The organism is Pseudoclavibacter sp. RFBB5, from assembly GCF_002931555.1.
Lineage (GTDB): Bacteria > Actinomycetota > Actinomycetes > Actinomycetales > Microbacteriaceae > Pseudoclavibacter.
In genome coordinates, this window is the sequence record NZ_PSTZ01000005.1 from 264,250 (window position 1) to 289,855 (window position 25,606).

General features: G+C 69.8%; 23 protein-coding genes. 21 read left to right on the plus strand and 2 right to left on the minus strand.

The genetic code is table 11. The features are described 5' to 3' along the window. Nucleotides 1–61: 61 nt before the first annotated feature. From C5B97_RS06255 to C5B97_RS06300, 10 genes are all read left to right on the plus strand, one after another. Nucleotides 62–1,030, plus strand: a complete 969-nt coding sequence (locus C5B97_RS06255; RefSeq protein ID WP_181026925.1) for a MoxR family ATPase — start codon at nucleotides 62–64, stop codon at nucleotides 1,028–1,030. After that, nucleotides 1,030–2,253, plus strand: a complete 1,224-nt coding sequence (locus tag C5B97_RS06260; RefSeq protein ID WP_181026926.1) for a DUF58 domain-containing protein — start codon at nucleotides 1,030–1,032, stop codon at nucleotides 2,251–2,253. The genes C5B97_RS06255 and C5B97_RS06260 overlap by 1 nt, the downstream gene beginning before the upstream one ends. Then, complete coding sequence (locus tag C5B97_RS06265; protein WP_104311257.1) at nucleotides 2,250–4,682, plus strand: transglutaminase domain-containing protein; 2,433 nt, start codon at nucleotides 2,250–2,252, stop codon at nucleotides 4,680–4,682. The genes C5B97_RS06260 and C5B97_RS06265 overlap by 4 nt, the downstream gene beginning before the upstream one ends. Then, complete coding sequence (locus C5B97_RS06270) at nucleotides 4,675–5,427, plus strand: FHA domain-containing protein (RefSeq protein WP_181026927.1); 753 nt, start codon at nucleotides 4,675–4,677, stop codon at nucleotides 5,425–5,427. The genes C5B97_RS06265 and C5B97_RS06270 overlap by 8 nt, the downstream gene beginning before the upstream one ends. 230 nt (nucleotides 5,428–5,657) lie before the next feature. Next, the gene (gene leuC, locus C5B97_RS06275; RefSeq protein ID WP_104311259.1) at nucleotides 5,658–7,163 is read left to right on the plus strand and encodes a 3-isopropylmalate dehydratase large subunit; all 1,506 of its coding nucleotides are present in this window, start codon (nucleotides 5,658–5,660) and stop codon (nucleotides 7,161–7,163) included. Beyond that, the gene (leuD, locus tag C5B97_RS06280) at nucleotides 7,163–7,792 is read left to right on the plus strand and encodes a 3-isopropylmalate dehydratase small subunit (protein WP_104311260.1); all 630 of its coding nucleotides are present in this window, start codon (nucleotides 7,163–7,165) and stop codon (nucleotides 7,790–7,792) included. The genes leuC and leuD overlap by 1 nt, the downstream gene beginning before the upstream one ends. Then, on the plus strand, nucleotides 7,789–9,159 hold the full coding sequence (murA, locus tag C5B97_RS06285; protein WP_104252457.1) for a UDP-N-acetylglucosamine 1-carboxyvinyltransferase: 1,371 nt from the start codon (nucleotides 7,789–7,791) through the stop codon (nucleotides 9,157–9,159). Before leuD ends, murA begins: the two co-directional genes overlap by 4 nt. A gap of 2 nt (nucleotides 9,160–9,161) precedes the next feature. After that, on the plus strand, nucleotides 9,162–9,971 hold the full coding sequence (locus C5B97_RS06290; RefSeq protein WP_258068023.1) for a 1-acyl-sn-glycerol-3-phosphate acyltransferase: 810 nt from the start codon (nucleotides 9,162–9,164) through the stop codon (nucleotides 9,969–9,971). Then, nucleotides 9,968–10,975, plus strand: a complete 1,008-nt coding sequence (locus tag C5B97_RS06295) for an NAD(P)H-dependent glycerol-3-phosphate dehydrogenase (protein WP_258068025.1) — start codon at nucleotides 9,968–9,970, stop codon at nucleotides 10,973–10,975. Before C5B97_RS06290 ends, C5B97_RS06295 begins: the two co-directional genes overlap by 4 nt. Nucleotides 10,976–11,047: 72 nt before the next feature. Beyond that, complete coding sequence (locus C5B97_RS06300; RefSeq protein ID WP_104311328.1) at nucleotides 11,048–12,238, plus strand: D-alanine--D-alanine ligase family protein; 1,191 nt, start codon at nucleotides 11,048–11,050, stop codon at nucleotides 12,236–12,238. Between the two features lie 55 nt (nucleotides 12,239–12,293). Here the strand turns inward: C5B97_RS06300 and C5B97_RS06305 are convergent, their stop codons facing one another. Then, entirely contained in the window at nucleotides 12,294–12,791 is a 498-nt protein-coding gene (locus C5B97_RS06305) for a DUF3515 family protein (RefSeq protein WP_104311261.1), read from the minus strand. Between the two features lie 24 nt (nucleotides 12,792–12,815). Here C5B97_RS06305 and thiL point away from each other — a divergent pair, with 24 nt between their 5' ends. Further along, nucleotides 12,816–13,949, plus strand: a complete 1,134-nt coding sequence (gene thiL, locus C5B97_RS06310; RefSeq protein ID WP_104311262.1) for a thiamine-phosphate kinase — start codon at nucleotides 12,816–12,818, stop codon at nucleotides 13,947–13,949. Here the strand turns inward: thiL and rsmD are convergent. Next, entirely contained in the window at nucleotides 13,898–14,509 is a 612-nt protein-coding gene (rsmD, locus tag C5B97_RS06315) for a 16S rRNA (guanine(966)-N(2))-methyltransferase RsmD (protein WP_104311329.1), read from the minus strand. The two genes, thiL and rsmD, sit on opposite strands and share 52 nt — an antisense overlap. Before the next feature lie 106 nt (nucleotides 14,510–14,615). Between rsmD and C5B97_RS06320 the strand changes: the two genes are divergently transcribed. The 10 genes from C5B97_RS06320 (at nucleotide 14,616) to mutM (ending at nucleotide 25,580) form a co-directional block, all read left to right on the plus strand. After that, complete coding sequence (locus C5B97_RS06320) at nucleotides 14,616–15,659, plus strand: MoxR family ATPase (protein WP_104311263.1); 1,044 nt, start codon at nucleotides 14,616–14,618, stop codon at nucleotides 15,657–15,659. 3 nt (nucleotides 15,660–15,662) lie between these two features. Beyond that, entirely contained in the window at nucleotides 15,663–16,976 is a 1,314-nt protein-coding gene (locus C5B97_RS06325) for a DUF58 domain-containing protein (RefSeq protein WP_104311264.1), read from the plus strand. Then, the gene (locus tag C5B97_RS06330; protein ID WP_104311265.1) at nucleotides 16,973–19,435 is read left to right on the plus strand and encodes a DUF3488 and transglutaminase-like domain-containing protein; all 2,463 of its coding nucleotides are present in this window, start codon (nucleotides 16,973–16,975) and stop codon (nucleotides 19,433–19,435) included. The genes C5B97_RS06325 and C5B97_RS06330 overlap by 4 nt, the downstream gene beginning before the upstream one ends. Then, nucleotides 19,435–21,585 (plus strand): ATP-dependent DNA helicase RecG, encoded by a 2,151-nt coding sequence (locus C5B97_RS06335; protein ID WP_104311266.1) that lies wholly within the window; start codon nucleotides 19,435–19,437, stop codon nucleotides 21,583–21,585. Before C5B97_RS06330 ends, C5B97_RS06335 begins: the two co-directional genes overlap by 1 nt. Before the next feature lie 106 nt (nucleotides 21,586–21,691). Beyond that, on the plus strand, nucleotides 21,692–22,432 hold the full coding sequence (locus C5B97_RS06340; protein WP_104311267.1) for a copper resistance CopC family protein: 741 nt from the start codon (nucleotides 21,692–21,694) through the stop codon (nucleotides 22,430–22,432). 108 nt (nucleotides 22,433–22,540) lie between these two features. After that, a complete protein-coding gene (coaD, locus tag C5B97_RS06345; protein ID WP_104252466.1) occupies nucleotides 22,541–23,041 on the plus strand; it encodes a pantetheine-phosphate adenylyltransferase in 501 nt (166 codons plus the stop codon). A 44-nt stretch (nucleotides 23,042–23,085) separates the two neighbouring features. Next, nucleotides 23,086–23,706 (plus strand): DUF177 domain-containing protein, encoded by a 621-nt coding sequence (locus C5B97_RS06350; RefSeq protein WP_258068027.1) that lies wholly within the window; start codon nucleotides 23,086–23,088, stop codon nucleotides 23,704–23,706. A 41-nt stretch (nucleotides 23,707–23,747) separates the two neighbouring features. Beyond that, a complete protein-coding gene (gene rpmF, locus C5B97_RS06355) occupies nucleotides 23,748–23,951 on the plus strand; it encodes a 50S ribosomal protein L32 (RefSeq protein WP_068484295.1) in 204 nt (67 codons plus the stop codon). Nucleotides 23,952–23,961: 10 nt separating this feature from the next. Next, nucleotides 23,962–24,708: a ribonuclease III gene (gene rnc / locus C5B97_RS06360; RefSeq protein ID WP_104311269.1), complete on the plus strand. Its 747-nt coding sequence runs from the start codon at nucleotides 23,962–23,964 to the stop codon at nucleotides 24,706–24,708. 2 nt (nucleotides 24,709–24,710) lie between these two features. Continuing rightward, nucleotides 24,711–25,580, plus strand: a complete 870-nt coding sequence (gene mutM / locus C5B97_RS06365) for a bifunctional DNA-formamidopyrimidine glycosylase/DNA-(apurinic or apyrimidinic site) lyase (protein WP_104311270.1) — start codon at nucleotides 24,711–24,713, stop codon at nucleotides 25,578–25,580. The last annotated feature ends 26 nt before the right edge of the window (nucleotides 25,581–25,606 follow it).

The following is a 25,606-nucleotide window of genomic DNA, read 5'->3' on the forward strand; positions in this document are numbered from 1 at the left end:
TGGCCGAGCAGACAATGACCAGAACCGGCGCGCAGCGGCGTCGCCAGCAGGAGGAGCCCCTATGACCGTGACCGAAGAGCAGGCCGCCTGGTTCCAGGACGCCTTCGAGCGACTGACCGCCAACATCGAGCAGGCGGTCGTCGGCAAGCGGCACGTCGTCGAGCTCACCCTCACGACCCTCTTCAGTCAGGGGCACCTCCTCCTCGAGGACGTGCCAGGCACCGGCAAGACGGTGCTCGCGAAGGCCCTCGCCAAGACGATCGATGGCACCAACAGCCGCGTGCAGTTCACGCCAGACCTGCTGCCCTCCGACGTCACCGGCGTCACGATCTTCGATCAGGTGAAGCGCGACTTCGAGTTCCACCCCGGCCCCATCTTCGCCTCCATCGTGCTCGCCGACGAGATCAACCGCGCCTCGCCGAAGACGCAGTCCGCGCTGCTCGAGGTCATGGAGGAGGGGCGGGTCACCGTCGACGGAACGCCGCATCCCGTGCCGTCGCCGTTCCTCGTCATCGCGACCCAGAACCCCGTCGAGCAGGCCGGCACCTACAAGCTGCCGGAAGCGCAGCTCGACCGCTTCCTCATGAAGACCTCCCTCGGCTATCCCGACCACGAGAGCACCGTGCGCCTGCTCATGGATGCGGGAAACCGGCAGCGAGCCGACAGCGTGCCCGCCATCCTCCACGCCGAGAACGTCGTCGTCATGCAGCAGCTCGCCGCCGACGTGCACGTCGACGAGTCGATCATGGCCTACGTCTCGGAGATCGTCACCGCCACGCGCGCCGACCGAGACGTGCTCGTCGGCGTCTCCGTCCGCGGCGCGCTTGCGCTCGCCCGCGCCGTGAAGGCCTGGGCCCTCGCGCACGGCCGCCGCTACGTCATTCCCGACGATGTGCGCACCCTCGCGCACCCCGTGCTCGCACACCGGCTCATCCTCGACCCGGAAGCCGAGTTCTCGGGCACCACGCCAGACCAGGTCATCGACCGGTGCCTCCTCGAGGTCGACCCACCCCAGCACCGAGCCGCGTAGTGACCGACGCGCACGAATCCACCGACGCCGACATCGCGGACCGCGACCGGCTCACGATCGGCGACGCCATCAGGTGCGTCACGCCGCTCGGCTGGGTCGTGCTCGTCTCCGGCGTCCTGCTGCTCGTCGTCGGGACGGTGTTCGGGTGGCTCGAGCTCATCGGAATCGGGGGAGTGCTCGTCGGCGTGTTCGCCGCCGCGGTGCCTTTCACCATCGGACGCGAGAGCTTCGGCGTGCAGGTCGACCTCGAGCCGCGGCGCGTTCGCGTCGGCGACCGCGCGCTCGGCCGGCTGCAGGTCACCAACCTCGGCGAGCGCCGCGTCCTCCCGACCCGCCTCGCCCTCCCGGTCGGTCACGCGACCGCCGAGTTCAGCGTGCCCCAGCTGGGGCCGGACGAGACGCACGAGGACCTCTTCGCCGTGCCCACCACGCGCCGCGCCGTCATCGAAGCAGGTCCTGCCCGTTCGCTGCGGGGCGACCCCATCGGCCTGCTCGAGCGGGCCACGAGATGGACGGGCGTGCTCGAGCTGTTCGTGCACCCCAGGACCGTGCGCATCACCGCCCAGGTGGCGGGCCTCCTTCGCGACCTCGAAGGTGTCACCGGCGAGCGCATCACCGACGACGACCTCGCCTTCCACGCCCTCCGCCCCTACGAGCCCGGTGACGACCGCAGGAACATCCACTGGCGCACCAGCGCGCGGACCGGCCTGCTCATGGTCCGTCAGTTCCAGGAGACCCGTCGCTCGCAGGCCAACGTGCTGCAGACACTCGAGGCGTCCGCCTACGCGTCCGAGGAGGAGTTCGAGCTCGGTGTCGAGGTGCTCGCCTCCCTCGCGCAAGAACTCATCCGCTCAGGGGTCGCCCTCAGCGCCATGACCCAGAGCGGGCGGCTGCCGACGCGCGCCGTCTCATCGATGCTCGACGGCACCAGCAGGCTGCAGCCCCACGCGACGGCAGCCTCATCGCTGCGCGACTTCGTCGCCCTCAGCGTCCGACGGCTTCCGCAGGCCAGCATCGTCTTCCTCGTCTGCGGCAGCGCCACGACCGACGCGCAGCTCGGGCAGCTGCAGTCCGTCTTCACCGCCGACGTGACCCTCGTCGTCTTCCGCTGCGCCATCGGACACCCCGCCAGCCGCACGCGCCTCCGCGAGACCGTCGTGTGCACGGTGCCTGATCTCGACGACCTGCCGCGCCTGGTGCGCGAGACGCGGGTGCGCACATGACCGCGGCGACCAAGGGGCAGACAGGCGGCGGACCCCGGGAGACGTCCTCACCCCGGCGCGACCGAGCCACCCGGGCACCGCAGGAGACAGCGACCTCGTCCCTCATAGGGGCCCGTTCCCTCGTCGACGCGGGTGTCATCGCGGTGCTCACGATGGTCGCATCCCTCGGGTTCGCGCCCGCCTACGGCAGCGGCTGGTTCCTGCTGGCCGTTGCCGGCGGACTGATCGTCGGCATCGGCTCCTCCCTCATCGGGGCCCGCCTGGGCCTCACCCGCGTCAACACGCTCCTCGTGGCGATCGCCAGCTACTTCCTCTTCGGAACCGCGTTCGCGCTGCCCCAGACCGACCTCGGCGGGGTGCTGCCCACCCTCGCGACGCTCGCCGACCTCGCCCGCGCCCCCGTGTTCGCGTGGCGCGACGCCGTGACCCTCTCGACCCCGCTGCTCGAGCCCGGCCATCTGGCGGCGCTGCCCTACTTCGTCGCCGCCGCCTGCTCCCTCGTGTCGATGATGCTGCTCCTCTGGGTCGCACCCGCACGGCCCCGCGCGGTCTGGCCGCCGAGCGTCGCGCTGCTCGGCCCCCTCGCCGTTCTCGCCAGCGCGATCTTCATCGGAACAGACGACAGCGTCGCCGGCGTGCTGCGCGGCGGAGTCTTCGCCGCCGTCGCCCTCGTCTGGCTCAGCTGGCGCCGAGGCTTCGGCAACGTCGCCTCGAAGGACGCCAGGCGCGCGCTCTTCCGTTCCCGCGCGCTCGGCACCGGTGTGCTCGTCCTCGTCGCCGCCCTGCTCACGACCGCCGGTGGCTTCGTCGCCGCGGCGACCGTCGCAGACCAGCGGGTCGTCGCACGCGAGCAGATCACGCCGCCGTTCGACCCCCTCTCGCACACGAGCCCGCTCGCCGGCTTCCGCGAGTACTCCAAGCTGAACCCAGACGCCGTGCTCTTCGACGCGACCGGACTCCAGGGTGGAGACCGCATCCGCCTCGCGACGCTCGAGAGCTACTCGGGCAAGTCCTGGCAGATCGCCGACCCCCAGCAGTCCCTCGAAGCAGCCGGCAGCTACACCCTCTCGGGGCGAGTCGTGCCGAGCAACCCCTTCGTGACCGCGTCGTCCCAACGGCATCTCGACGTCACCATCCGCGACTACTCCGACATCTGGCTGCCAAGCATCGGCGTCCCGACGGACGTGAACCTCACCGGCGGCAGCCTGCCAGAGCGCAGCGGGGACTTCCGCTTCAACGCTCGTGCCAGCGGGGGCCTCGTCACCTCGGGGCTCCGAGAAGGCGACACCTACGAGATCGCCGCACTCGTGCAGGACCTCCCGATCGAAGGGCAGCTCGACAACGCGGACGTCGTCGACCTCGCCTACCCGGAGATGCCCGCCGCGCCAACCGCGCTCGTCGAGCGGCTGCAGAGCTACGTCGCGGGCGAGACGTCGCCCTACCTGCAGCTGAAGGCCATCGAGAACGCGCTCATGGCCGAGGGATACTTCAGCCACGGCACCGCCAGCGACACCGTGCCCTCCCGTGCCGGGCACGGGCTCGACCGCATGCAGGAGCTCTTCGAGCTCCGCTACCTCGTCGGCGACGAGGAGCAGTACGCGTCAGCCATGGCGATCATGGCCCGCCAGCTCGGCTTCCCGGCACGTGTCGTCATGGGCTACGCGCCAGAGCAGGTCACGAGCGACGGCACCACGGAAGTCCGCGGTTCCGACGTCACCGCCTGGGTCGAGGTCCCATTCGAGCGCTTCGGATGGGTCGCGTTCGACCCCACACCGGAGCGCACCGACGTGCCCGTCAACACGACGACCGACCCCCAGTCGAAGCCCAAGGCGCAGGTGCGTCAGCCGCCGCAGACCCAGGAGAAGCCGGACGAGCTGCTGACGAGTGCCGACGAGCGTCGACAGGAGGAAGAGCCTGACGACGAGGAGACCCTCCCCGGCTGGATCCTCACCCTCGGCGTATCGCTCGCCGTTCCGCTCGCGCTGTTCTTCGTGCCGCTGCTCGTGATCGGGATCCTCAAACGGCGACGACGCAGGAAACGACAGCACGAGGGGCCCCCGCACCTCCGGGCGGCCGGGGCGTGGAGCGACAGCATCGACCGATTCGCCGAGCTCGGCTACGCAGTGCCGCCACGAAGCACCCGGGTGCAGACGGCCGCGGCAGTGCATCCATCGCTCGCCTCCATCGCCGACCGGAGCGACCAGGCTGTGTTCGGCGACGAGCTGCCGACGGATGAGCAGCTCGCGCTCCTCTGGGCGGATGCGGATGCCTCCGTCGCCGAGGCGCGCAAGACTGTCGGCTTCTGGCGCCGCCTCCGAGGACGATTTGCGTTCCGGCGCCGCCCGCGAGCCGTATCATGGCGACGTGGAACGTTCGGGGTTCATCGAGGTACCGCCGGGAATGATCGGCCAGGGGGCGAGCATGTCTGAAACGGCAGACGAGCCCGACCGGGTAGCTCGGTCGGAGCAATCAGCACGCGGCGGAAGCTCGACGGAAGGCTCGGCCGACGACTGGCTCCGCGCCGAGCTCGACGACGACTACCCGCTGCCGCCCCTCCCTGCCCCACGGCCCAGGCTCACGCCGCAGCCAGCCGCGCAGGGCCTCCCTCCGGCTGCGCAGGGCCTCCCTCCGGCTGTGCAGAGCCTCCCTCCGGCGGCGCCGCAGTTCGGCGCGGCAGCGCAGGTCACCAGCGCGCCGCTCGAGTCGCCGCTCGCACCGCCGTTCGCCCCGGTCGATCGTGCGCAGCCCGCAGCGCCGTTCCAGGGCCCGTCGACCACCACGGAGATCGACGCCCGACAGCCGAACCCGCAAGAGCCAGGCGTGCAGGCCGAGCAGCCGCTCCCAGAATGGGTGATCGTGCTCTCCGACGGCGTCAGCCTCCCCATCTACGGTCCGGTGGTGATCGGGCGCAACCCCTCGCAGGAACGCTTCCCAGACGCCTCGGTCTCCGCGGTCGCCGACATCACACAGACCATGTCGAAGACCCACGCCAGGTTCTGGGCCGACGGAGATCGCCTGTACGTCGACGACCTGAACTCGACCAACGGCGTCGCCCTCTTCCCTGGCGGGAATGCGCACGGCGCCCTCGCGGTTGAGCCTGGAGTCCCAGCGGAACTCCGCTCCGGCGACGTCGTGCAGCTCGGCGAATACCGACTGTCGATCCGCCGCAGCTGAGCGACGCGTTCAGCCTCGTCCCGTCAGGAGCCGCATGGTCTCGCCGCCGCGACTCACCCTCCGAACGCCGACGCCCGAAGCCCGAAAACCGGAAAACGGCGCAGTGTTAGCATGGTCCGCATGTCTGCCGGTCTGCTCCTCCTTTGCTGCCGCGACGGGGCCTGACTTCGCAGGTGCATCCCGTCGCGGTGTTCAAGGCGCCTGACCAGATGCGAGGAGACACAAGCAGCATGAAGACGGAACGCAGCAACGCACACGGCGCACCTCCAACGGCGCAGCCGAAGACCCTGGCGCAGAAGGTGTGGGAAGACCACCTCGTCGCCAAGGGCGAGGACGGCTCACCGGACCTCATCTACATCGACCTGCACATCATGCACGAGGTCACCAGCCCACAGGCATTCGACGGCCTGCGCGTCGCCGGCCGCCCCGTGCGCCGCCCCGACCTCACGATCGCGACGGAAGACCACAACACGCCGACGGTCGACATCCTGAACCGCATCACCGACACCACGAGCCGCACGCAGATCGAGACGCTGCGCCGCAACGCCGAGGAGTTCGGCATCCGCCTCCACCCGCTCGGCGACGCCGAGCAGGGCATCGTGCACGTCGTCGGACCGCAGCTCGGCCTCACGCAGCCCGGCATCACCGTGGTCTGCGGCGACTCGCACACCTCGACCCACGGTGCCTTCGGCGCCATCGCGTTCGGCATCGGCACCAGCGAGGTCGAGCACGTGCTCGCCACGCAGACGCTCGCCATCAAGCCGTTCAAGACGATGGCCATCAACGTCGACGGAACCCTCAGGGAAGGTGTCACGGCGAAGGACGTCATCCTCGCCGTCATCGCCAAGATCGGCACGGGCGGCGGCGCAGGCTACGTGCTCGAGTACCGTGGCTCCGCCATCGAGGCCCTCTCCATGGAGGGGCGCATGACGATCTGCAACATGTCGATCGAGGCCGGAGCGCGCGCGGGCATGGTCGCACCGGACGAGAAGACCTTCGCGTATCTCGAAGGCCGCGATCACGCCCCCGTGGGCGAAGACTGGGACGCGGCACTCGACTACTGGAGAACGCTGCGAAGCGACGACGGCGCCGTCTTCGACGCTGAGGTCTCCATCGACGCCGACACCCTCGAGCCGTTCGTCACCTGGGGCACCAACCCCGGCCAGGGCGTCTCCCTCAGCGGCGTCGTCCCAGAGCCGTCCGAGTTCGCCGACCCCAACGACCGGCAGGCGGCCGAGCGTGCCCTCGAGTACATGGCGCTCGAAGCGGGCCGCCCGCTGAAGAGCATCCCCGTCGACGTCGTCTTCATGGGCTCGTGCACGAACAGCCGCATCGAAGACCTCCGCGCCTTCACCTCGGTGATCGCGGGACGCCAGAAGGCAGAGGGCGTGCGCGTCATGGTCGTCCCCGGTTCCGCGCGAGTGCGCCTCGAGGCGGAAGCCGAGGGCCTCGACAGGATCATCACCGACTTCGGCGCGGAGTGGCGCTTCGCGGGCTGCTCGATGTGCCTCGGCATGAACCCCGACCAGCTCGAACCTGGCCAGCGCTGCGCCTCCACCTCCAACCGCAACTTCGAAGGTCGTCAGGGCAAGGGCGGGCGGACGCATCTCGTGTCGCCCCTCGTGGCCGCCGCGACGGCGGTTCGCGGTACGCTCTCCAGTCCGTCCGATCTCGACCCGCCCGCCGCATCCGCGACCCCGGGCAGCGCGCAGCAGCCACAGGAGGTGACCGTCTGATGGAGAAGATCACCCGCATCGAAGGCGCCGCCGTCCCGCTTCGCCGCTCCAACGTCGACACCGACCAGATCCTCCCGGCGGTCTACCTCAAGCGCGTCACCAAGACGGGCTACGAAGACGCGCTCTTCAACGGGTGGCGGCAAGACCCCGACTTCGTCCTCAACCGACCCGAATACCAGGAGACCCCCCGCATCCTGCTCGTTGGACCCGACTTCGGCACCGGGTCATCCCGAGAGCACGCCGTCTGGGCGCTCAAGGATTACGGCTTCCGAGCCGTCATCGGCTCCCGCTTCGGAGACATCTTCCTCGGCAACGCCGGCAAGCAAGGGCTGCTTGTCGCCACGCTGGAGGAGCACCTCGTAGAACAGCTCTGGGATGCCGCGGAAGCGGACCCGGGTGCGGCTGCGGTCGTTGACCTCACCACGAACACCGTTACTGTCGGAGACATGACGGCGATGTTCGAGATCGACGACTACACGAGATGGCGTCTGCTCGAGGGCCTCGACGACATCTCGTTGACGTTGCGTGACGAACACGCGATCTCCACCTTTGAGTCACGCCGAGAGGCGTGGCGTCCGCGGACTCTTCCGATCCGCAGGTCCACCACCGCAGGGAGTGCAACTCAGTGAACACGATCACCAACGACTCGGCTCGCGCCGGCGCATCAGTCGGCCTGACCGGCGACACCATCGTCTTCAACGGCGGACGCCCGCTCGCCGGTCGCATCGAGGTCCGTGGCGCGAAGAACCTCGTGACCAAGGCCATGGTCGCGGCCCTCCTCGGCGAGGACGTCAGCGTGCTCCGCGACGTGCCGGACATCTCCGACGTCCGCGTCGTCGCCGGCCTCCTCACCCTCCACGGCGTGAAGATCGACCGCAACGAGGTGTCTGGCGACCTGCGCCTCGACCCGACGAACGTCGAGACGGCCCACATGGCCGAGATCAACGCGCACGCCGGCTCCAGCCGCATCCCGATCCTCTTCTGCGGCCCGCTCCTGCACCGCCTCGGCGAGGCGTTCATCCCCGACCTCGGCGGCTGCCGCATCGGCGACCGCCCGATCGACTTCCACCTCGAGGTGCTCCGCAACTTCGGCGCCGTCATCGAGAAGCTGCCGAGCGGCATCCGGATGAGCGCGCCAGAAGGCCTGCACGGCGCGAAGGTCACGCTCCCGTACCCGTCCGTCGGCGCCACCGAGCAGGTCCTCCTCACGGCCGTGCGCGCCAACGGGCGCACGGAGCTGCGCAACGCGGCCATCGAGCCCGAGATCATGGACCTCATCAACATCCTGCAGAAGATGGGCGCCATCATCTCGGTCGACGCAGACCGCGTCATCCGCATCGAGGGCGTCGAACGCCTCGGCGGCTACAGCCACAAGGCGCTCTTCGACCGCAACGAGGCAGCCAGCTGGGCCTCCGCGGCGCTCGTCACGAAGGGCGACATCTACGTCGGCGGCGCCAAGCAGCCCGAGATGCTCACGTTCCTCAACGTCTTCCGCAAGGCCGGTGGAGCGTTCGAGATCCACGACGACGGCATCCGCTTCTACCACCCCGGCGGTGAGCTGCGCCCCGTCGTCATCGAGACGGACGTGCACCCCGGCTTCATGACCGACTGGCAGCAGCCGCTCGTCGTCGCGCTGACACAGGCGCACGGCGTCTCGATCGTGCACGAGACCGTGTACGAGCAGCGCTTCGGCTTCGTCGACGCGCTCGTCGAGATGGGCAGCGACATCCAGCTGCACCGCGAGTGCCTCGGCAGCCAGGAGTGCCGCTTCGGACAGCGCAACTTCCAGCACTCCGCCGTCATCTCCGGCCCGACGAAGCTCAAGGCAGCCGACATCGAGGTCCCCGACCTGCGCGGCGGTTTCAGCCACCTCATCGCGGCGCTCGCAGCGGAGGGCACCTCGCGTGTCTCCAACGTCGGCATCATCGCGCGCGGCTACGAGAACTTCATCGCGAAGCTCGAGACCCTCGGAGCTGACTTCACGGTAGAGGCGTAGGAGTGACCGCTGCGAAGCGGGGATCTGCGGGGAAGCGCGTCTCGCCGGAGAAGAGCAGGCCGTCGATCTTCTGGTTCCTGGCGGCGATCGCCTTCCCGTTGAGCTGGCCGATCATGCGGTGGGAGATCAAGGGCGAGCTGCCGGTCGACGGCGCGTTCATCGTCGCCCCGAACCACACCAGCGAGATCGACCCGCTCATCATGGGGATGGCCGTCTGGAAGCTCGGCCGCGCGCCGCGCTTCATGGCGGCCGACCGGCTCTTCCGGGTGAAGGGGCTCGGCTGGATCCTCCGCAAGAGCGGGCAGATCCCCGTCTCGCGTGACGTCCGCGGCGCCAACCAGGCTGCCATCGCATCCGCGCAGCAGCTCGCACGCCTCGGCCAGGGCGTCATCATCTACCCGGAGGGCACGCTAACCCGCGAGCCCGAGCTGTGGCCCATGCGCGGCAAGAACGGAGCCGCCCGAGTTGCGCTGAGTGCCGACATCCCGGTCTACCCGACGGCGATCTGGGGCGCGCAGCACATCCTGCCCCGCTACTCCAAGAAGCTCACGCTGGGATGGCGCAAGACCATCACGGTGCACGTCGGCGAGCCCGTCAGCCTCGCCGAGTTCAGTGGGCGCATGCACAGCGCGAGCGCCATGAAGGGCGCGACTGAGCTCATCATGCACGACATCACGGGACTGCTCGAGGGCATCCGCGGTGAGAAGGCTCCGACCGAGCTCTACGACCCGGCCAAGCACGGGCAGACGGAGCACGGCCGGTTCCCGCAGGACCGGGGCACCACCTCTCGGGAATCGGGGAGCGGGGCGTGAGCTCCGTGCAGCGCGCCGTCGTGCTCGGCAGCGGCAGCTGGGGCACCACGTTCGCGAAGGTGCTCGCGGACGCGGGGCACGAGGTGACCATCTGGGCTCGCCGTCCTGAGGTCGCGAACGAGATCAACGAGTCGCACCGCAACACGGGCTACCTGCCCGGCATCGACCTGCCGAGGAACCTGCGCGCGACGCCGGACCTCGTCGAGGCGGTTCGAGGGCAGCACTTCGTCTTCGTGTCGGTGCCCGCGCAGACAGCGCGCGAGCTCGCCGGGCAGCTCGCCACCCTCATCGACGACGACGCGGTCGTCGTGAGCCTCATGAAGGGCGTCGAGCGCTCGAGCGGCCTCCGCATGAGCCAGGTGCTCACAGGCGTCCTGGACCTCCCGGCCGAGCGCATCGCGGTCGCCAGCGGGCCCAACATCGCGCTCGAGATCGCGAAGGAGCAGCCGACCGCCATCGTCGTCGCGTCGGATAGCGAGGCGACGGCCGTGAGCGTCGCGAAACTCGCCCGCAACGGCTACCTGAAGTCGTTCGTGAACGTCGACGTGGTCGGCACCGAGTTCGGCGGGGTCCTCAAGAACCTCATCGCGATCGCCGTCGGCATCGTCGACGGCGTCGGCTACGGCGAGAACACCAAGGCGTCGGTCATGACGCGCGGCCTCGCCGAGATCTCCGACTTCGCCGTCGCCATGGGCGCCCAGGCGTCGACCATGATCGGATTGGCCGGGCTCGGCGACCTCATCGCGACCTGCGAATCCCCGCTCTCGCGGAACTTCACGGCCGGCAGGCTCCTGGGGCAGGGCTACGTCTACGACGACGTCGTCGCGCAGATGCAGCAGACGGCCGAAGGGCTTCGGTCGGTCGGCGCGATCCTCGAGCTCGCCGAGCGCCACGGTGTCGACATGCCCATCGCGACGCAGATCGACGACGTCCTCCACGGCCGCATGAGCCCCGCCGACCTGGCACCGCACCTCGCGACCGACGACGGACCGAGCGGCGAGTAGCGCCCGGTCCCAGCCTGGCGACCCCGTACCCTTGATGCGGTGAGCGAAGAGTCGCTCGTGGAAGGAACCCTCATGTCGACCGCTCAGCCGAACGCCACCGCAGTCGCAGACTCGCGGCCCCTCATCGCCATCGTCTTCGGCGGCCGATCGAGCGAGCACGCGATCTCGTGCGCCACGGCGAGCGGTGTCCTCGGCGCGATCGACCGCGACAAGTACCGTGTCCTGCCGATCGGCATCACGCGGGATGGCGCCTGGGTGCTGGAGGACGACGACGCGGACAAGTTCGCGCTCGACCCCGAGAACCTGCCCGAGGTCGTCGACAACGGCACGCGCATCCACCTGCCGGACTCCGCGAAGCACCGCGAGGTGACCGTCTCCCGAGTCGAGGGTGACGCCCTGGGTGCCGAAGCCGGTGCCGAGCTCACGGAGCGCACGTCGCTCGGCGAGGTCGACCTCGTCTTCCCGATCCTGCACGGCCCGTTCGGAGAGGACGGAACCGTGCAGGGCATGCTCGAGCTCGTCGGTCTGCCCTTCGTGGGGTCGTCGGTGCTCGCCGCGAGCGTCGGCATGGACAAGCACTACACGAAGATCGTGCTGCGGGATGCCGGCCTGCAGGTCGCGGCCGGCGTCACGATCACGCAGCATCAGTGGGACACCCAGGGTGAGTCGCTGGCGGCTGAGGTCATCGACCAGCTCGGGCTTCCGGTGTTCATCAAGCCGGCCCGCGCCGGCTCGAGCGTCGGAGTGAGCAAGGTCGCTGCGCTCGAGGAGTTCGCCGGCGCCATGGCCACAGCCCTCGCTGAGGACGACCACGTGCTCGTCGAGGCGGCAGTCGCCGGCCGAGAGGTCGAGATCGCCGTGCTCGAGTCGCGTCCAGGGGAGCGTGCGCGCGCGTCCGTCGCCGGCGAGATCGTCATGACGAAGGCGGAGTTCTACGACTTCGAGGCGAAGTACCTCGACGACTCAGGTGTCGAGTTGCGCTGCCCCGCCGATCTGAGCGACGAGCTGCTCGAGGAGATGGCGGAGCTCGGCGTCCGCGCCTTCGAGGCGCTCGGCGCGTCCGGTCTCGCGCGCGTCGACTTCTTCCTCACCGACGAGGGCTTCGTCGTCAACGAGATCAACACGATGCCCGGTTTCACGCCCATCTCCATGTTCCCGAAGTGCTGGCAGGCGAGCGGCATGAGCTACCCGGAGCTCATCACCGAGCTCATCGAGGTGGCGAGCGCGCACGCCGCGGCCCGCGAGGCGCGCCTCACGCGCTAGCGGCGGGGCTCGGGCGGCCCTGGGGGAGAGCACCCGGAAGCGACCTGGTGGGCCGCTACTGGGAGCCGAGCACGTCGTCGGCGCCCACGCAGGCGCCCGTCTTCGGCAGCTTCTCGACCGCATCCTCGAGGTCGATGAGCACGGCCGTCCCGGACACGACGTCTGAGTCGAGGATGACCTCGACGGCGGGCGTGCGACCGTAGCTCGTGAAGCGGTACGTGGGGGCCTGACTGTCGTCGAGCACCCAGTCGATGCCGTTGAGGTTCTGGCAGTAGTCGGTGGTCGGCCCCGGGGTCGGCACGCCGCAGCGCAGCAGCACGCTGGCCGGGGTGCCCCACGCGCCGGTGGCCTGCGCGTTCGTGAGCCGCAGCTCGAGCCCGTCGACGGTGGAGGGGAGACGGACCGAGACTTCCGCGCACTCCGGCGCTGCCGCGTCCGGCGCGGGTTCCATGGGCACGCTGGCGCTGTTGCAGGCGGCCAGCAGCACGATGGATGCGGCGGTCGCGACCACGGCGGAGCCGATTCGAGAGGCGGAGCGAGAGGTTCGAAGCATTTGCTCCCAGGCTATCGTGAACGGGTGCCCGCCCTTTCCGATGAAGCGTCCCGCCGTCCCGCTGCTGCCGTGTTCACGGTCGGCGAATGCGGCGAAGCCGAGCTGCTGCGGCGCATTCTCGCCAGGGTTCCCGCTGCCAGAGCCGGGGTGCTCGGAGCCGGTGACGACGCTGCCGTCCTGGCGGCCGGCGACGGGAGGGTCGTCATCACGACCGACCTCATGATCGAGGGACCGGACTTCCGTCTCGCCTGGTCGTCGGCTCGCGACCTCGCCCGCAAGGCGTGTGCCTCGAACCTCGCCGACGTCGCGGCCATGGGCGCCGCGCCGACCGCGATCACCGTGGCGCTCGCGCTCCCCGGCGAGACGGCGGTCTCCTGGGTCGAGGAGCTGGCCGAGGGCTTCGCCGAGGCCCTCCGCGAGATGGCTCCAGACTGCGGCGTCATCGGCGGTGACCTCTCGACGAGCGGGCAGCTCGTGATCGCGATCACGGCGTTCGGCGACCTGGGCGGAGGAGAGCCGGTGCCGCGGTCCGGGGCGGCGGCCGGCGATGTCCTGGCCCTCAGCGGCCCGGCCGGGCGCAGCGGTGCGGGGCTCTCGCTGCTCTATGCCCTGGCCCGGGATGCGCGGGGCGAGGCGCTCGCCGAGGGCATCGCGGCCCTGCGCTCGCGCGGCGACGCCGTCGCGGCCGTGGTCGACTGGCATCTCGCGCCCACGATCGACGCCTCGCTGGGGCTCGCGGCCAGGGAGGCCGGCGCGACGGCGATGATGGATGTCTCCGATGGCCTCCTCCTCGATGCGACCAGGCTGGCCCGGGCCAGCGGTGTGCGGCTCGAGATCGACACCTCAGTGCTCGGCTCCGACATCGAAGCGGTCGACGCGGCGCTGCGCGCCGCGATGCCGGAGCTCGACGAGACCCAGCGGCGGGCGCGCGCCGTGGAGCTCGTCGTGGTCGGCGGCGAGGACCACGGGCTGCTGGCGGCCTTTCCGGCCTGGGCGACGCTGCCGGACGGGTTCCGCGCGATCGGGCGGGTGCATCCGGCCGCAGACGGGGCCGCTTCGGCGGTGCGCGTCGACGGTGAGCCGAGGGATGCGCGGGGCTGGGACCCCTACGCCTGGGACTTCTCGGCGTCTGATTCCTCGACGGGCAGTGCCTCGTAGCTGTACACGATCGTCTCGCCGTAGGCTTTGCGGCGCAGCGGATCGAAGCTGTGCGGAACGGTCGGGGCGGGGGAGCGCGAGCCGCGTTCGATCACGACGACCGCCTCGGGCGCCAGGTGCGGCATCAGCGCCTCGAGCGCCTCCGCGAGCTCCGCCTCGCCGAGTTCGTATGGCGGGTCGATGAACACGAGCTCGAAACGCTGGGCAGGGGGAGTGCGGAGGAAGCTCGACACGGCGCTCTGCGCGACACGCGTCGTCACCGTGCGGCGGCCCTGCTCACGCGTCACGCGAGCGAGCAGCTCGGCGTTGGCGCGCAGCACGGCCGTGGCCGCTTTGGACTGCTCGACGAGCACGGCGCTGGACGCGCCTCGGCTGAGCGCCTCGAACGCCAGCGCCCCGGAACCCGCGTACAGGTCGAGCACGGCGACACCGCCGAGATCGAGCAGCGACTCGAGCGACGAGAACATCGCCTCCCGGACGCGGTCGCTCGTCGGACGAGTGCCGCTCTTGGGAACGGAGAGCGAGTGGCCCCTGGCGGCTCCTGCGATGATGCGTGTCACGGAGCGATCGTAGCCGTGAGGCCGCGACTGCATGCACAGTGGCGAGCTTCTGGCCGAACTTGTCGGGGGTGCGTGGAATGATGGGCACTTGAATTCGGAGGTGGCCATGGAACACGGCAACAGCGCGGAGACCGCGGCGGCGACGGCCCTGTCAGCCGCGCCTACTGGGCGCGAGCGCGCATCGAGCACAGCCGTTGCGCTGCAGGATGGCGCGCGTCAGATCCGCGAGAGCGTGTCGTCGGTCATCTCGGGGAAAGACGAGCAGGTGCATCTCGCCGTCGTCGTGCTCCTTGCCGGTGGTCACCTGCTGGTGGAGGACGTGCCCGGCGTCGGCAAGACGGTGCTCGCGAAGACGCTCGCGGCGGCGATGGACTCGAGCGTGAGCCGCATCCAGTTCACCCCTGACCTCCTGCCGTCGGACGTGACGGGTGTCGCGATCTACGACCAGGTCGAGCGCCGCTTCGAGTTCCAGCAGGGCCCGGTGTTCGCGAACGTCGTCATCGGCGATGAGATCAACCGCGCCTCCCCGAAGACCCAGTCGGCGCTCCTGGAGTGCATGGAGGAGGGCCAGGTCACGGTCGACGGCGTCACGCACAAGCTCCCCGCGCCGTTCACGGTGTTCGCCACGCAGAACCCTTCGGAGATGGAAGGCACGTACGCGCTCCCCGAGGCGCAGCGGGACCGCTTCATGGCGCGGATGTCGATGGGCTACCCCGAGCGCGACGACGAGCTCGCGATGGTCGACCGCCGAGACTCGAGCGACCCCCTCGCCAGCGTGCGCGCCTCGCTGAGCGCGACCGACGTATCGACCATGATCGAGCAGGCCTCGCGAATCTACGTGGCCCCCGCCATCAAGCAGTACATCGTCGATCTCGCGAGGGCCACGCGCGAGCATCCAGATGTGCGCGTCGGCGTGAGCCCCCGCGCCACTCTGCACCTCGTCCGCGCCTCGCGCGCGGCTGCGGCGGTCGCCGGACGCGACTTCGTCGTGCCGGACGACGTCGCAAAGCTCGTCGGTCCCGTCTTCGCGCACCGTCTCGTGCTGAGCGCCCGCGGGTCGAGGGGCACCGCCGCGTCTGCATCCGCCGCCCGCATCATCGACCAGATCTCGCAGCAGATCGCCGTCCCAACGAGCGCGGCGACCGCGTAGCGCGTGGCGACGAAGCGCATCGAGAGGCGGCTGAGACCCACCAGCCGAGCCATCGGCCTGGTGGTGGTCGGCGTGCTGCTCGGAGCCGCCGCCGTGGTCTTCGGTCGGGGCGAGCTGCTCGCCCTCGGTGGGTTCCTCGTCGCGTTGCCGCTCGTCGCCTACGTGCTTCGCCTCATCTGGCGCCCGCGCCTCGAGGCCGAGCGCACGATCTACCCGACGACGCTCGCCGTGGGTGATCGGATGCGAGTGGTCACGGAGGTCCGCAACCGGTCCTGGATCGCGCTCGAGCCGAGTTCCTACCTGGATCTGCTGCCTGGTGCGGAGCCGTCCAGCGTCGGCGGCGTGCTGCCGGCGATCGGCTCACGCATCAACCGCAACGAGGACAAGCGGCGTCGCCGGGTCGCCTACGGTGTGGATTCGATGCGGCGCGGAGTCCACGAGGTCGGGCCCCTGTTCTTCGACAACATGGACGGCCTCGGCCTGACCCGGCGAGTCCTGAAGATCGGTGAGGCGACCGAGGTCGAGGTGTGGCCACGCGTCGTCGACCTGCCGGCGATGTCGGTGCCGAGCGGCAAGAGCGGCGGCGAGGTCGAGGCCGGTGTCGCGCAGTCGGGTGACTCCGACGACGTGCTCACCCGCGACTACCGACGAGGGGACCCGCTGCGACGCATCCACTGGCGTGCGACGGCGCACGCGGGAGAGCTACGCGTCCGCCAGGAGGAGCACCACGCCGAGGACACCTCCGTGGTGATCCTCGACACGAGCGGGGCACCCGCAGTCGAGGAGCCGAAGGCGCCGATGACGATCATCGACCTCATGAACGAGCAGGCCAGTCCGTCGACTGCCGTGGATGCGGAGTTCGAGCTCGCGGTCTCTCTCGCCGCTTCGGTCCTCGCACGCTTCCACCGCTTCGGGTACGAGACCGAGCTCTTCGAGACGCACGCCGCTCTCGACGGCGACGCCGAGAGCACGCGCACGCCGTCGGAGGAGGCCCTCGAAGGGGTCATGCGCCGACTCATGCTCACGCAGCCCGACGCCGAGCGACGGGAGGCCTGCGCCGAGGTCGTCGACGACATCTCCCGCGTGGCGCGCACTCCCGTCGTCTACGTGCACCGTCACCTGGGCGGGGAAGGCCTGGCCGCCATCCGATCGCTCTCGTCCGTCGCCTCGCCAGCCCTCGCGCTGCTCGTCTCCGACGGGCCCGTGCCCCCGGCCACCCTGACGTCGTTCACGGAAGCCGGTTGGAACGTCGCCGTCTACTCACCCGCCCGCGCGCGGCCGTTCACGCCCGTGCTCGAGCTGGAGGCCACCGTATGAGCGCGCAGGCCACGACCACGGCGCAGATGCGTCGCCGCCAAGGCTGGAAGGGGACCCCTGGCGCCAACGGCTCATGGGTGGTCACCGTCTCGCTCGCCGTGCTGATCTACAGCGCGACGAACCTGCTCTGGCCGATCTTCGACACCAACACGTGGTCGGCGAAGGCCATCGTCCTGGTCACGATCATGCTCGGGGCCGCCGCCCTCGTCCGCACCTTCACCGGGTCGCAGCTCTGGGCGCTCATCGCCTCGATCGTGGGCGGCGCCATCGTTCTCGTGAGCTTCACAGGGCGCGGCTCGCCGCGGGCGACGGTCGAGGGCTGGGGTGTGCTCACCGAGCAGCTCGTCGAGCAGCTTCGCTCCGACGCGGCGCCACTGCGCGAGACCGACGCCATGACGATGCTCGTGCTCATCGGCGTCGCGATCATCGTGGTGCTCTGCGACTTCTTCGTGTTCGGCATCAGGGGTCGCTCGCTCGCGATGCTGCCGCTGCTCGCGTTCCCGCTCATCCCGATGGCCCTCGGCATCGACGCGTTCGACGGCTGGGCGTACGTCTTCGCCGCGCTGGCGCTCGCGGTGTTCCTCTACGCGGTGTCGAGCTGGCACCAGCGTGTGCACGACGAGGAGCTCTCGTACCAGGGCTTCCTCGTCGACAGCAGAGGCCTGGCCGGCCTCGGCGGGGCGCTGGGCGTCACCGCGGTGTCGCTGGTTGCCGTCCTCGTCGCCTCGACCGTCGTCCCCGCGCCGACCGGCATCGACGCGATCCGGCAGACGTCCACGACCGGGCTGTCCACGAACCGGGCGAACCCCATCATCGACCTCGGCGAGGACCTTCGGCGCAACAACGCGGTCGAGGTGCTCCGCTACGCGACGACCACGGACCAGGGGTCGCTGCCGTACCTGACGCTGCAGACGCTCAGCGACCTGAACGGCAGCGACGACTGGACTCCCGGCGCGTTCGACGGGAACGTGGCGATCGACGGGGGCGAGCTGCCACTCCCGACCGGCGTCTCGGCGGGGGCGCAGTCGAGCGAGTTCACGACGCGCATCGTGCTCAACGACGGCGTGAGCTCGTTCCTCCCGCGACCCGGTTTCGCGGCCAGCATCGTCGACCTGCAGGGGGAGTTCCTCCTCGAAGAGCGGACCGGTGACGTGCGCAGCGCGAACGATGAAGCGCTGGCGCAGAACTACGAGATCCAGACGGTGGTGCCGACTCCGAGCTTCGAGACCATCTCGCAGCTCGAGGTCGACGTGCCGCCCGAGCTCGAACCGCTCACGCAAGTGCCGGAGGGGCCGAGTGCCGACCGCGTTCGCGACGTGCTGGGCGAAATCGTCGACGAGGGTGCCCCCGCCGGGACGCAGGCGCTGCAGCTCCAGGCGTTCTTCGCCGACGGCTTCGCGTACTCGGAGACCGCGCCCGTCCAGCAGGGGTACGACGGAACGAGCCTCGACGTCATCGCCGCCTTCCTGGACGCACGAGCGGGATACTGCGTGCATTACGCGTCGTCGATGGCGGTCATGGCACGCATGCTCGGCATCCCCTCCCGCATCGGCGTCGGCTTCACGCCGGGCTCCGCGGGGGAGCTGAACGCCGAGGGGCAGCCTGTCTACACCGTCACGAGCGATCAGCTGCACGCATGGGCAGAGCTCTACCTGCCCGGCCACGGCTGGGTCATGTTCGAGACGACGCCCGCAGGTGCCCTCGGAAACCTCGTCGCGCCCGGCCCGGGTGAGACGACCGCGCCGACGATCGACCCGTTCGAGACCACGACGCCGACGCCGGCCCCTGTCGAGACGCAGAGCACGGAGGCGCCGACCGTGCCGCCGGAGACGCCGACACCGACTCCGACCGATGCGGCGGACAGCCCCGGCGCGCAGGAGGATGAAGAGGCGGGCATCGATCTCACCGCGGTGTTCATCACGCTGGCGGTCATCGCCGGAGCGCTGGCGATCATCGCGCTCCTCCTCATCCCGGCGTTCCTGCGCGGCGCCAGACGTCGAGCGCGCCGAACCGCGGTCCTGACCGGGACGCCGCCGCAGCATCCGAGCGCGGGGACCGCGGCTTGGCAGGAGGTCTGCGAGAGCGCCGTCGACTACGGCGTCCGGCTCGCCGCCGGACTCACCCCTGAGGCGGTCGTCGCCGCCATCGCTGGCGCCGTCGAGACTCGCGGCGCCGCGGCAGACACGTCTGCTCCTGCTCCTGCTCCTGCCTCTGCGTCTGCCACCGACCCCGCAGTCGCGGAGGTGGATGACGCACGCTCCGCGCTCGACCGCATCCGGGTCGAGCATGAGCACGCCGCCTTCTCGGACCCGGGAGCCGGGCAGCAGCTGAGCGCAGGTGAGCGGTCGGCGCTCTGGAACGATGTCCTCGTGGTCAGGGCAGCACTCCGAGTCTCGGCACCGCCCGCCGTCCGTCGCCGGGCGGTGCTCGCCCCGGCCTCCCTGTCAGGAAGGCGCTGATGGACGGATTCGGCCTCGACACGCCGCTCGAGGACGTGCTCGGGAAGCGCGACGCTCAACAGCTCAAGAAGCAGCTCGACGTCACGACGGTCGCCGGCATGCTCGAGCACTACCCGCGCCGATATGCGCGTCGGGGTGAGATGACCGCCATCGAGTCGCTGCCGCTCGGTGAGCACGTCACCCTGGTCGCACGCGTGCTCCGCGTCAGCGACCGCCAGATGCGGGCGCGCCGCGGGTCGATCCTGGAAGTCGAGATCACTGACGAGAAGGGCATCGTCTCGCTGACCTTCTTCAACCAGAGCTGGCGGGCGAAGCAGCTGCAGCCGGGCGTGACGGGCATCTTCTCCGGCAAGGCGTCCGCCTACCGGGGAGCGATCCAGCTCGCCCATCCCGAGTACGAGCTGTTCGAGAACGCGCCGCTCGAGGCCCTGTCGGAGCGTCGAGACCAGTGGCTGAAGGAGCCGATCCCGATCTATCCGGCCACGGCCAGCCTGCCCACCTGGAAGGTCGCGGCCGCCGTCCAGGCGGTGCTCGAGGCGGTCCCGTTCCTGCGCGACCCGGTGCCCGTCGAGACGCGCGCCATGTTCGGCATGTACAGCTACGACGAGGCGATGCGCGCCATCCACCAACCCGAGACCTTCAAGCTGCTCGAACGAGCGCGGGAGTCACTGCGCTTCACCGAGGCCTACGTGCTGCAGGCCGCGTTGCTGCAGCGTCGCGCCATCTCCGAGCTCGTCGCCGCCCGGGCCAGGACCGACGACATCGGCCCGATGCTCGCGGCCTTCGACCAACTGGTGCCCTTCGAGCTGACACCCGACCAGAAGACCGTCGGTCGGCAGATCGCGAAGGATCTCGCGCGCGGCGTGCCGATGCACCGCCTCGTGCAGGGCGAGGTCGGCTCCGGCAAGACACTCGTCGCCCTGCGCGCGATGCTGCAGGTCGCCGACGCAGGCGGACAATCGGCCATGCTCGCTCCCACCGAGGTGCTCGCGTCCCAGCACTACCGCTCGATCATCGACTCGCTGGGGCCGGAGCTCGCCGAGCGGCTGAAGCCGACGCTCATCACCGGAAGCATGCCGAAAGCCGAGCGCAAGCGGGCCGCGCTCCGCGTCGTCGCCGGCGAGGCGAAGATCATCGTGGGCACCCATGCGCTGCTCAGCGACGACGTCATGTTCGACGACCTGGGCCTCGTCATCGTCGACGAGCAGCACCGGTTCGGGGTCGAGCAGCGCGAGTCGCTGCGCGCCAAGGGCGCCCAGCCGCCGCACCTGCTGGTGCTCACCGCGACACCGATCCCGCGCACGGTCGCGATGACCGTGTTCGGCGACCTCGACATCTCGAGCATCGTGACGATGCCGAAGGGGCGCCAGAAGATCGAGACGTTCGTCGTCGCGACTCGCGAGCATCCGCACTGGCTCGAACGCGCCTGGCAGCGCGTCGCGGAAGAGGTCGACCGCGGGCGGCAGGCGTTTGTCGTGTGCCCGGCCATCGAGCCCTCCGAGCCGGCGGAGCCCGCCGAGGGTGAGGAGGCACCGCAGCCGGTCGCCGCCGTCATGGAGCTCGCGCCGACGCTCGCCGTGCATCCGCTGTTCGCGGGCAAGCGCGTCGCCGCCGTGCACGGGGCGATGCCGAGCGACGAGAAGGACGGCGCCATGCGGGCCTTCGCGGAGGGCAAGATCGACGTGCTCGTCGCCACGACCGTCATCGAGGTCGGCGTCAACGTGCCGAACGCGTCGGTCATGATCGTCATGGATGCGGACCGCTTCGGCGTCTCGCAGCTGCACCAGCTGCGCGGTCGCGTGGGGCGAGGGGAGCACCCGGGGCTGTGCCTGCTCGTCTCGAACTCCGAGGAGGAATCCACTGCTCGGGAGCGCATCAACGCAGTGGCCGAGACGCTCGACGGCTTCGAGCTCGCCGAGCGCGACCTCGAGCTGCGCCGCGAGGGCGACGTGCTCGGCACTGCACAATCCGGCGGGCGGACATCCCTGAAGCTGCTCCGGGTCATCGAGGACACAGACCTCATCCGTTCCGCGCGAGACGAAGCCGCCCTGCTGATCAACGACGACTGGAGCCTGAAGCGCTGGCCGGACCTCAAGGCGGCGATAGGCCGCCACAGCTTCGAGGAGCGGGAGTTCCTCGGCAAATCCTGACGGCCGCGGTCGGTGCCGTCAGGCGAGCGGGGCTCGCCCAGACGGGGCCGGACGAGAAGAGGCCGGTGCCAGGGGCCAGGTCGGGCCCCTGGCCTACGATGGTCCGGTGACCTCTTCCTCCTCCGTGCGCTCGCTCCGTATCGCCTCCCGCCTGATGATCGCCGCGATGCTGGCCTTCCTGGCGCTCGCGCTCGGGATCGGGTCGCAGTACGCCTCCGCGCACGACTCGCTGGTCGAGTCGAGCCCCTCCGCCAACGAAGCCGTGGAGGTGGCCCCGGCGAGCGCGACCCTGACGTTCTCCGCGGAAGTGCAGTCGGAGGGCACGCTCGGACCGCAGATCGAGCTGTTCGCGGTGAGTGCCGTGGAGGAGACCGCCGTCGACCTCGAGTCGCCTGCGACGGTGGACGGCACGGTGGTCGACCAGGCGCTCCCCGAGCTCGCTGCCGGAGACTACGCGCTCAACTGGCAGGTCGTCTCCTCCGACGGCCATCCGATCTCCGGCACCATCCCGTTCACCGTCTCCGAGGGCGTCGCCTCCGTCGAGGACGCGCAGCCCTCAGCATCCGCGCCCGCCGGCTTCGGAGCCGCGGAGAACACGAAGGGGTCCACGCTCACCAACAGCGACGCGGGAGCGACAGGCGCGGCGGAGCAATCCAGCACCCCGGTTCCCCAGGACTCGGGCATCCCAGCGTGGGCCTGGGTGCTCATGGGGCTCGCCGGAGTCTCCGTCGTCCTCGTCTCCTTCCTCGTGTTCCGTCGCAAGGCCGCTGACCTCGAGGCGAGCCGCAAGCCGCAGGCCGACGAGCCGACGGCAGACCAGGACGACGACACGCCCAACGCGCGCTGACGCTGAGCTCGCCCGCCGGGCGGCGTTCCGGCCCCGCGTTCCGCCCGCGAGCGGCAACGTGGTTCTCGTGCGCGCTTCGCGCAGGAAGTGCCCCGTAGTCTTGTCCGCATGAGCAGAATCGCTGTTGTGCCCGGTTCGTTCGATCCGGTGACCCTTGGCCACCTCGATGTCATCCAGCGCGCCACCTCGGTCTTCGAGGAAGTGCACGTCGTCGTCGTGCACAACCCGGACAAGCACGCGCTCCTGCCCATCGCACGCCGGGTGGAGCTCATCGAGCAAGCCGTCTCGGCGAGCGGGATCCGCGGCAACGTCCGCGTCGCCTCCTGGAGCGTCGGCCTGCTGGTCGACTACTGCACCGATGTCGGCGCGAAGGTCATCGTGAAGGGCATCCGCTCGCAGGCCGACGTCACCTACGAGACCCCGATGGCGATCGTGAACCGCAACCTCGCCCGTGTCGAGACGATGTTCATGCTCCCCGACCCGAGTCACGCGCACGTGTCCAGCTCGCTGGTCCGTCAGGTGGCTGGCCTCGGGGGCGACGTCTCGCCGTACGTGCCGCGCGTCGTGTACGAGTACCTGCAGGGCGACACCGACACCTCCATCGAGTAAGGGGGTTCGGGATGCACTCCGAGCCGAGGGCGTACAATCTCCCGGTGACTTCCTCTCCGTACCTCGTGAACATCGCGACCATCGTGGGCAAGGCCGGCACGATGCGCACCCTCGAGCTCGACTTCGATGCGCCTGAGCGCATCGGCGAAGGGCTCGGCTACATCGAGAAGGGCACTCCGATCGAGCTCGACGTGCGTCTCGAGGTGCTGCACGACGGCATTCTGGCGACCGCAAGCCTCGAGTCCCGGATGAGCGGGGAGTGCAGCCGATGCCTGACGCCGCTGGACGAGCCGCTCCGGGTCGATTTCGCAGAGCTTTTCGCGTATGCTCGCGACGAAGCCCTCGAGTACGAGGTTCACGACGACACTGTCGACCTTGAACCGCCCGTTCGCGATGCGGTAGTGCTCGCACTGCCATTCCAGCCGGTTTGTCGGCCGGACTGCCTCGGCCTAGATCCCGAAACCGGCGAGAAGCTGGTGGAGCCGCTCGAAGAGCAGGCGCCCGCGGTTGACCCGCGTTGGGCGGCACTGGCAGGGTTTGGCGCTTCAACAGAAGCAGCCGAGGAACCAGCAACGGGTTCTGAGGAAGTCGCGGGTCCTCGTGAGACAGATGTTCGTGAGGGCACGCGCAACCATGATTACAAGGGGGAGTCGGGCCAGAGATGAGCTCGCCTCCCTGCACGATGAAAGATGAAAGGTAGACGCCGATGGCTCTCCCCAAGCGCAAGATGAGCCGCTCGAACACGCGTTCGCGTCGTTCGCAGTGGAAGGCCTCCGTGCCGACCCTCGTCAAGACCGTTGAGAACGGCAAGGTCACCTACAGCCTCCCGCACCGCGCGAAGGTTGTCGAGGACGCAGCTGGCACTCCGCTGTTCTTCGAGTACAAGGGCCGCAAGGTCGCAGACGTCTGATCCTCGCGTCATGCACGACGTGAAGATCATCGACCCCGACGCCGCACCGTCAGCTGAGCTGGCAGGCGGCCTCGGGGTCGACTTCGTTCCCGCGCTCCTCGAGCTCGCGTTGACCCACAGGTCGTACGCGGTCGAGAACGGCGGCATCCCCGACAATCAGCGCCTCGAGTTCCTCGGCGATTCGATTCTCGGGCAGGCCGTGACGGTCATGCTCTACCGCACGTACCCCGACTACACGGAGGGGCAGCTGTCGCGCCTGCGCGCGTCCCTCGTCTCGACGGTGGCGCTGGCGGAGATCGCTCGGGGCATCGACCTCGGGAAGTATCTGCACCTGGGGCGCGGCGAGCACCTGACGGGTGGCAACAACAAGGACTCGGTGCTCGCCGACACGATGGAGGCGGTCATCGGGGCCGCCTATCTGTCCGCCGGTGTCGACGTCGCGACCGAGTTGATCCTGCGACTGGTGGAGCCGAAGCTCGCGGTCGTGTGGCGCCTCGGCGCCGAGCAGGACCCGAAGACCGCTCTGCAGGAGCTCGCCGATACTCGCGGTGCCGAGCCGCCGAGGTACGAGGTCGAGGGATCCGGGCTCGAGCACGACCGCAGCTTCACTGCCACGGTGACGGTGCTGAAGAAGAAGCGCATCCTCGCTCAGGCGAAGGGTGTCGGCACGAGCAAGAAGCAGGCCGAAGTGGCTGGGGCGCTTGCCGCGTGGCATCAGCTGAGTCAGGGCGACGACGTCGCCCCTTCGGTCCCCTAGCCGTGCCGGAGCTGCCTGAAGTCGAGGTCGTCCGCCTCGGCCTCGCCCCCGCCGTGACGGGGGCATCCGTGTCCGCCGTCGAGGTGCTCGACGAGCGGTCCCTCCGTCGTCACCTCGGTGACTCGACGCACTTCGTGGGTGCGCTCGAGGGTGCGCGGTTCTCGAGCGTCTCCCGCCGGGGCAAGTACCTGTGGCTCCCGCTTGAGGGCCGCGAGGAGGCCCTGACCGCGCATCTCGGCATGAGCGGGCAGATGCTGCTGCGCTCCTCCGACGCTCCTGACGACCGTCACCTGCGCGCGCGCATCCGCGTCGACGGCCCTGCCGGCGACCTCGTGGTGGCGTTCGCCGACCAGCGCGTGTTCGGCTCGCTCGCGATCGACCGGCTTGTGCCGACCCTGGACGTCGCGGGCGAGCATGTCCCATCGCAGGTCGCGCACATCGCCCGGGACCCGCTCGACCCGCACTTCGACGACGACGCCTGGTCGGCCGCGCTGCTGCGACGCAAGACGGGCGTGAAGTCAGCGCTGCTGGACCAGACGCTCATCTCGGGGATCGGCAACATCTACGCCGACGAGGCGCTGTGGCGAGCGCGGCTGCACTACGCGCGCAACACGGCGGGGCTGTCGCCGTCGAAGGCGAGGGAGCTGCTGCAGCACGTGCGCGAGGTCTTCGCGAAGGCGCTCGCCGAGGGTGGCACATCCTTCGATGCTCAGTACGTCAACGTGAACGGTCAGGCCGGCTACTTCGCGCATTCGCTCAACGTGTACGGGCGTCAGGGGAAGCCTTGCCCGAGGTGCGGGCGGCCGATCGTGCGCGAGAAGTTCCAGAACCGCGGTTCGCACTTCTGCGAGAAGTGCCAGCGCGAGCGCTAGCCGCCGCCACCAGCGACGTCCTGGGT

What these genes read in the sequence shown, in the direction of transcription:
- C5B97_RS06255 (WP_181026925.1), top strand. Translation starts at nt 62, where the DNA reads ATGACCGTGACCGAAGAGCAGGCCGCCTGGTTCCAGGACGCCTTCGAG.
- C5B97_RS06265 (WP_104311257.1), top strand. Translation starts at nt 2,250, where the DNA reads ATGACCGCGGCGACCAAGGGGCAGACAGGCGGCGGACCCCGGGAGACG.
- C5B97_RS06270 (WP_181026927.1), top strand. Translation starts at nt 4,675, where the DNA reads ATGTCTGAAACGGCAGACGAGCCCGACCGGGTAGCTCGGTCGGAGCAA.
- leuC (WP_104311259.1), top strand. Translation starts at nt 5,658, where the DNA reads ATGAAGACGGAACGCAGCAACGCACACGGCGCACCTCCAACGGCGCAG.
- leuD (WP_104311260.1), top strand. Translation starts at nt 7,163, where the DNA reads ATGGAGAAGATCACCCGCATCGAAGGCGCCGCCGTCCCGCTTCGCCGC.
- C5B97_RS06300 (WP_104311328.1), top strand. Translation starts at nt 11,048, where the DNA reads ATGTCGACCGCTCAGCCGAACGCCACCGCAGTCGCAGACTCGCGGCCC.
- C5B97_RS06305 (WP_104311261.1), bottom strand. Translation starts at nt 12,791, where the DNA reads ATGCTTCGAACCTCTCGCTCCGCCTCTCGAATCGGCTCCGCCGTGGTC.
- C5B97_RS06320 (WP_104311263.1), top strand. Translation starts at nt 14,616, where the DNA reads ATGGAACACGGCAACAGCGCGGAGACCGCGGCGGCGACGGCCCTGTCA.
- C5B97_RS06330 (WP_104311265.1), top strand. Translation starts at nt 16,973, where the DNA reads ATGAGCGCGCAGGCCACGACCACGGCGCAGATGCGTCGCCGCCAAGGC.
- C5B97_RS06335 (WP_104311266.1), top strand. Translation starts at nt 19,435, where the DNA reads ATGGACGGATTCGGCCTCGACACGCCGCTCGAGGACGTGCTCGGGAAG.
- coaD (WP_104252466.1), top strand. Translation starts at nt 22,541, where the DNA reads ATGAGCAGAATCGCTGTTGTGCCCGGTTCGTTCGATCCGGTGACCCTT.
- rpmF (WP_068484295.1), top strand. Translation starts at nt 23,748, where the DNA reads ATGGCTCTCCCCAAGCGCAAGATGAGCCGCTCGAACACGCGTTCGCGT.
- rnc (WP_104311269.1), top strand. Translation starts at nt 23,962, where the DNA reads ATGCACGACGTGAAGATCATCGACCCCGACGCCGCACCGTCAGCTGAG.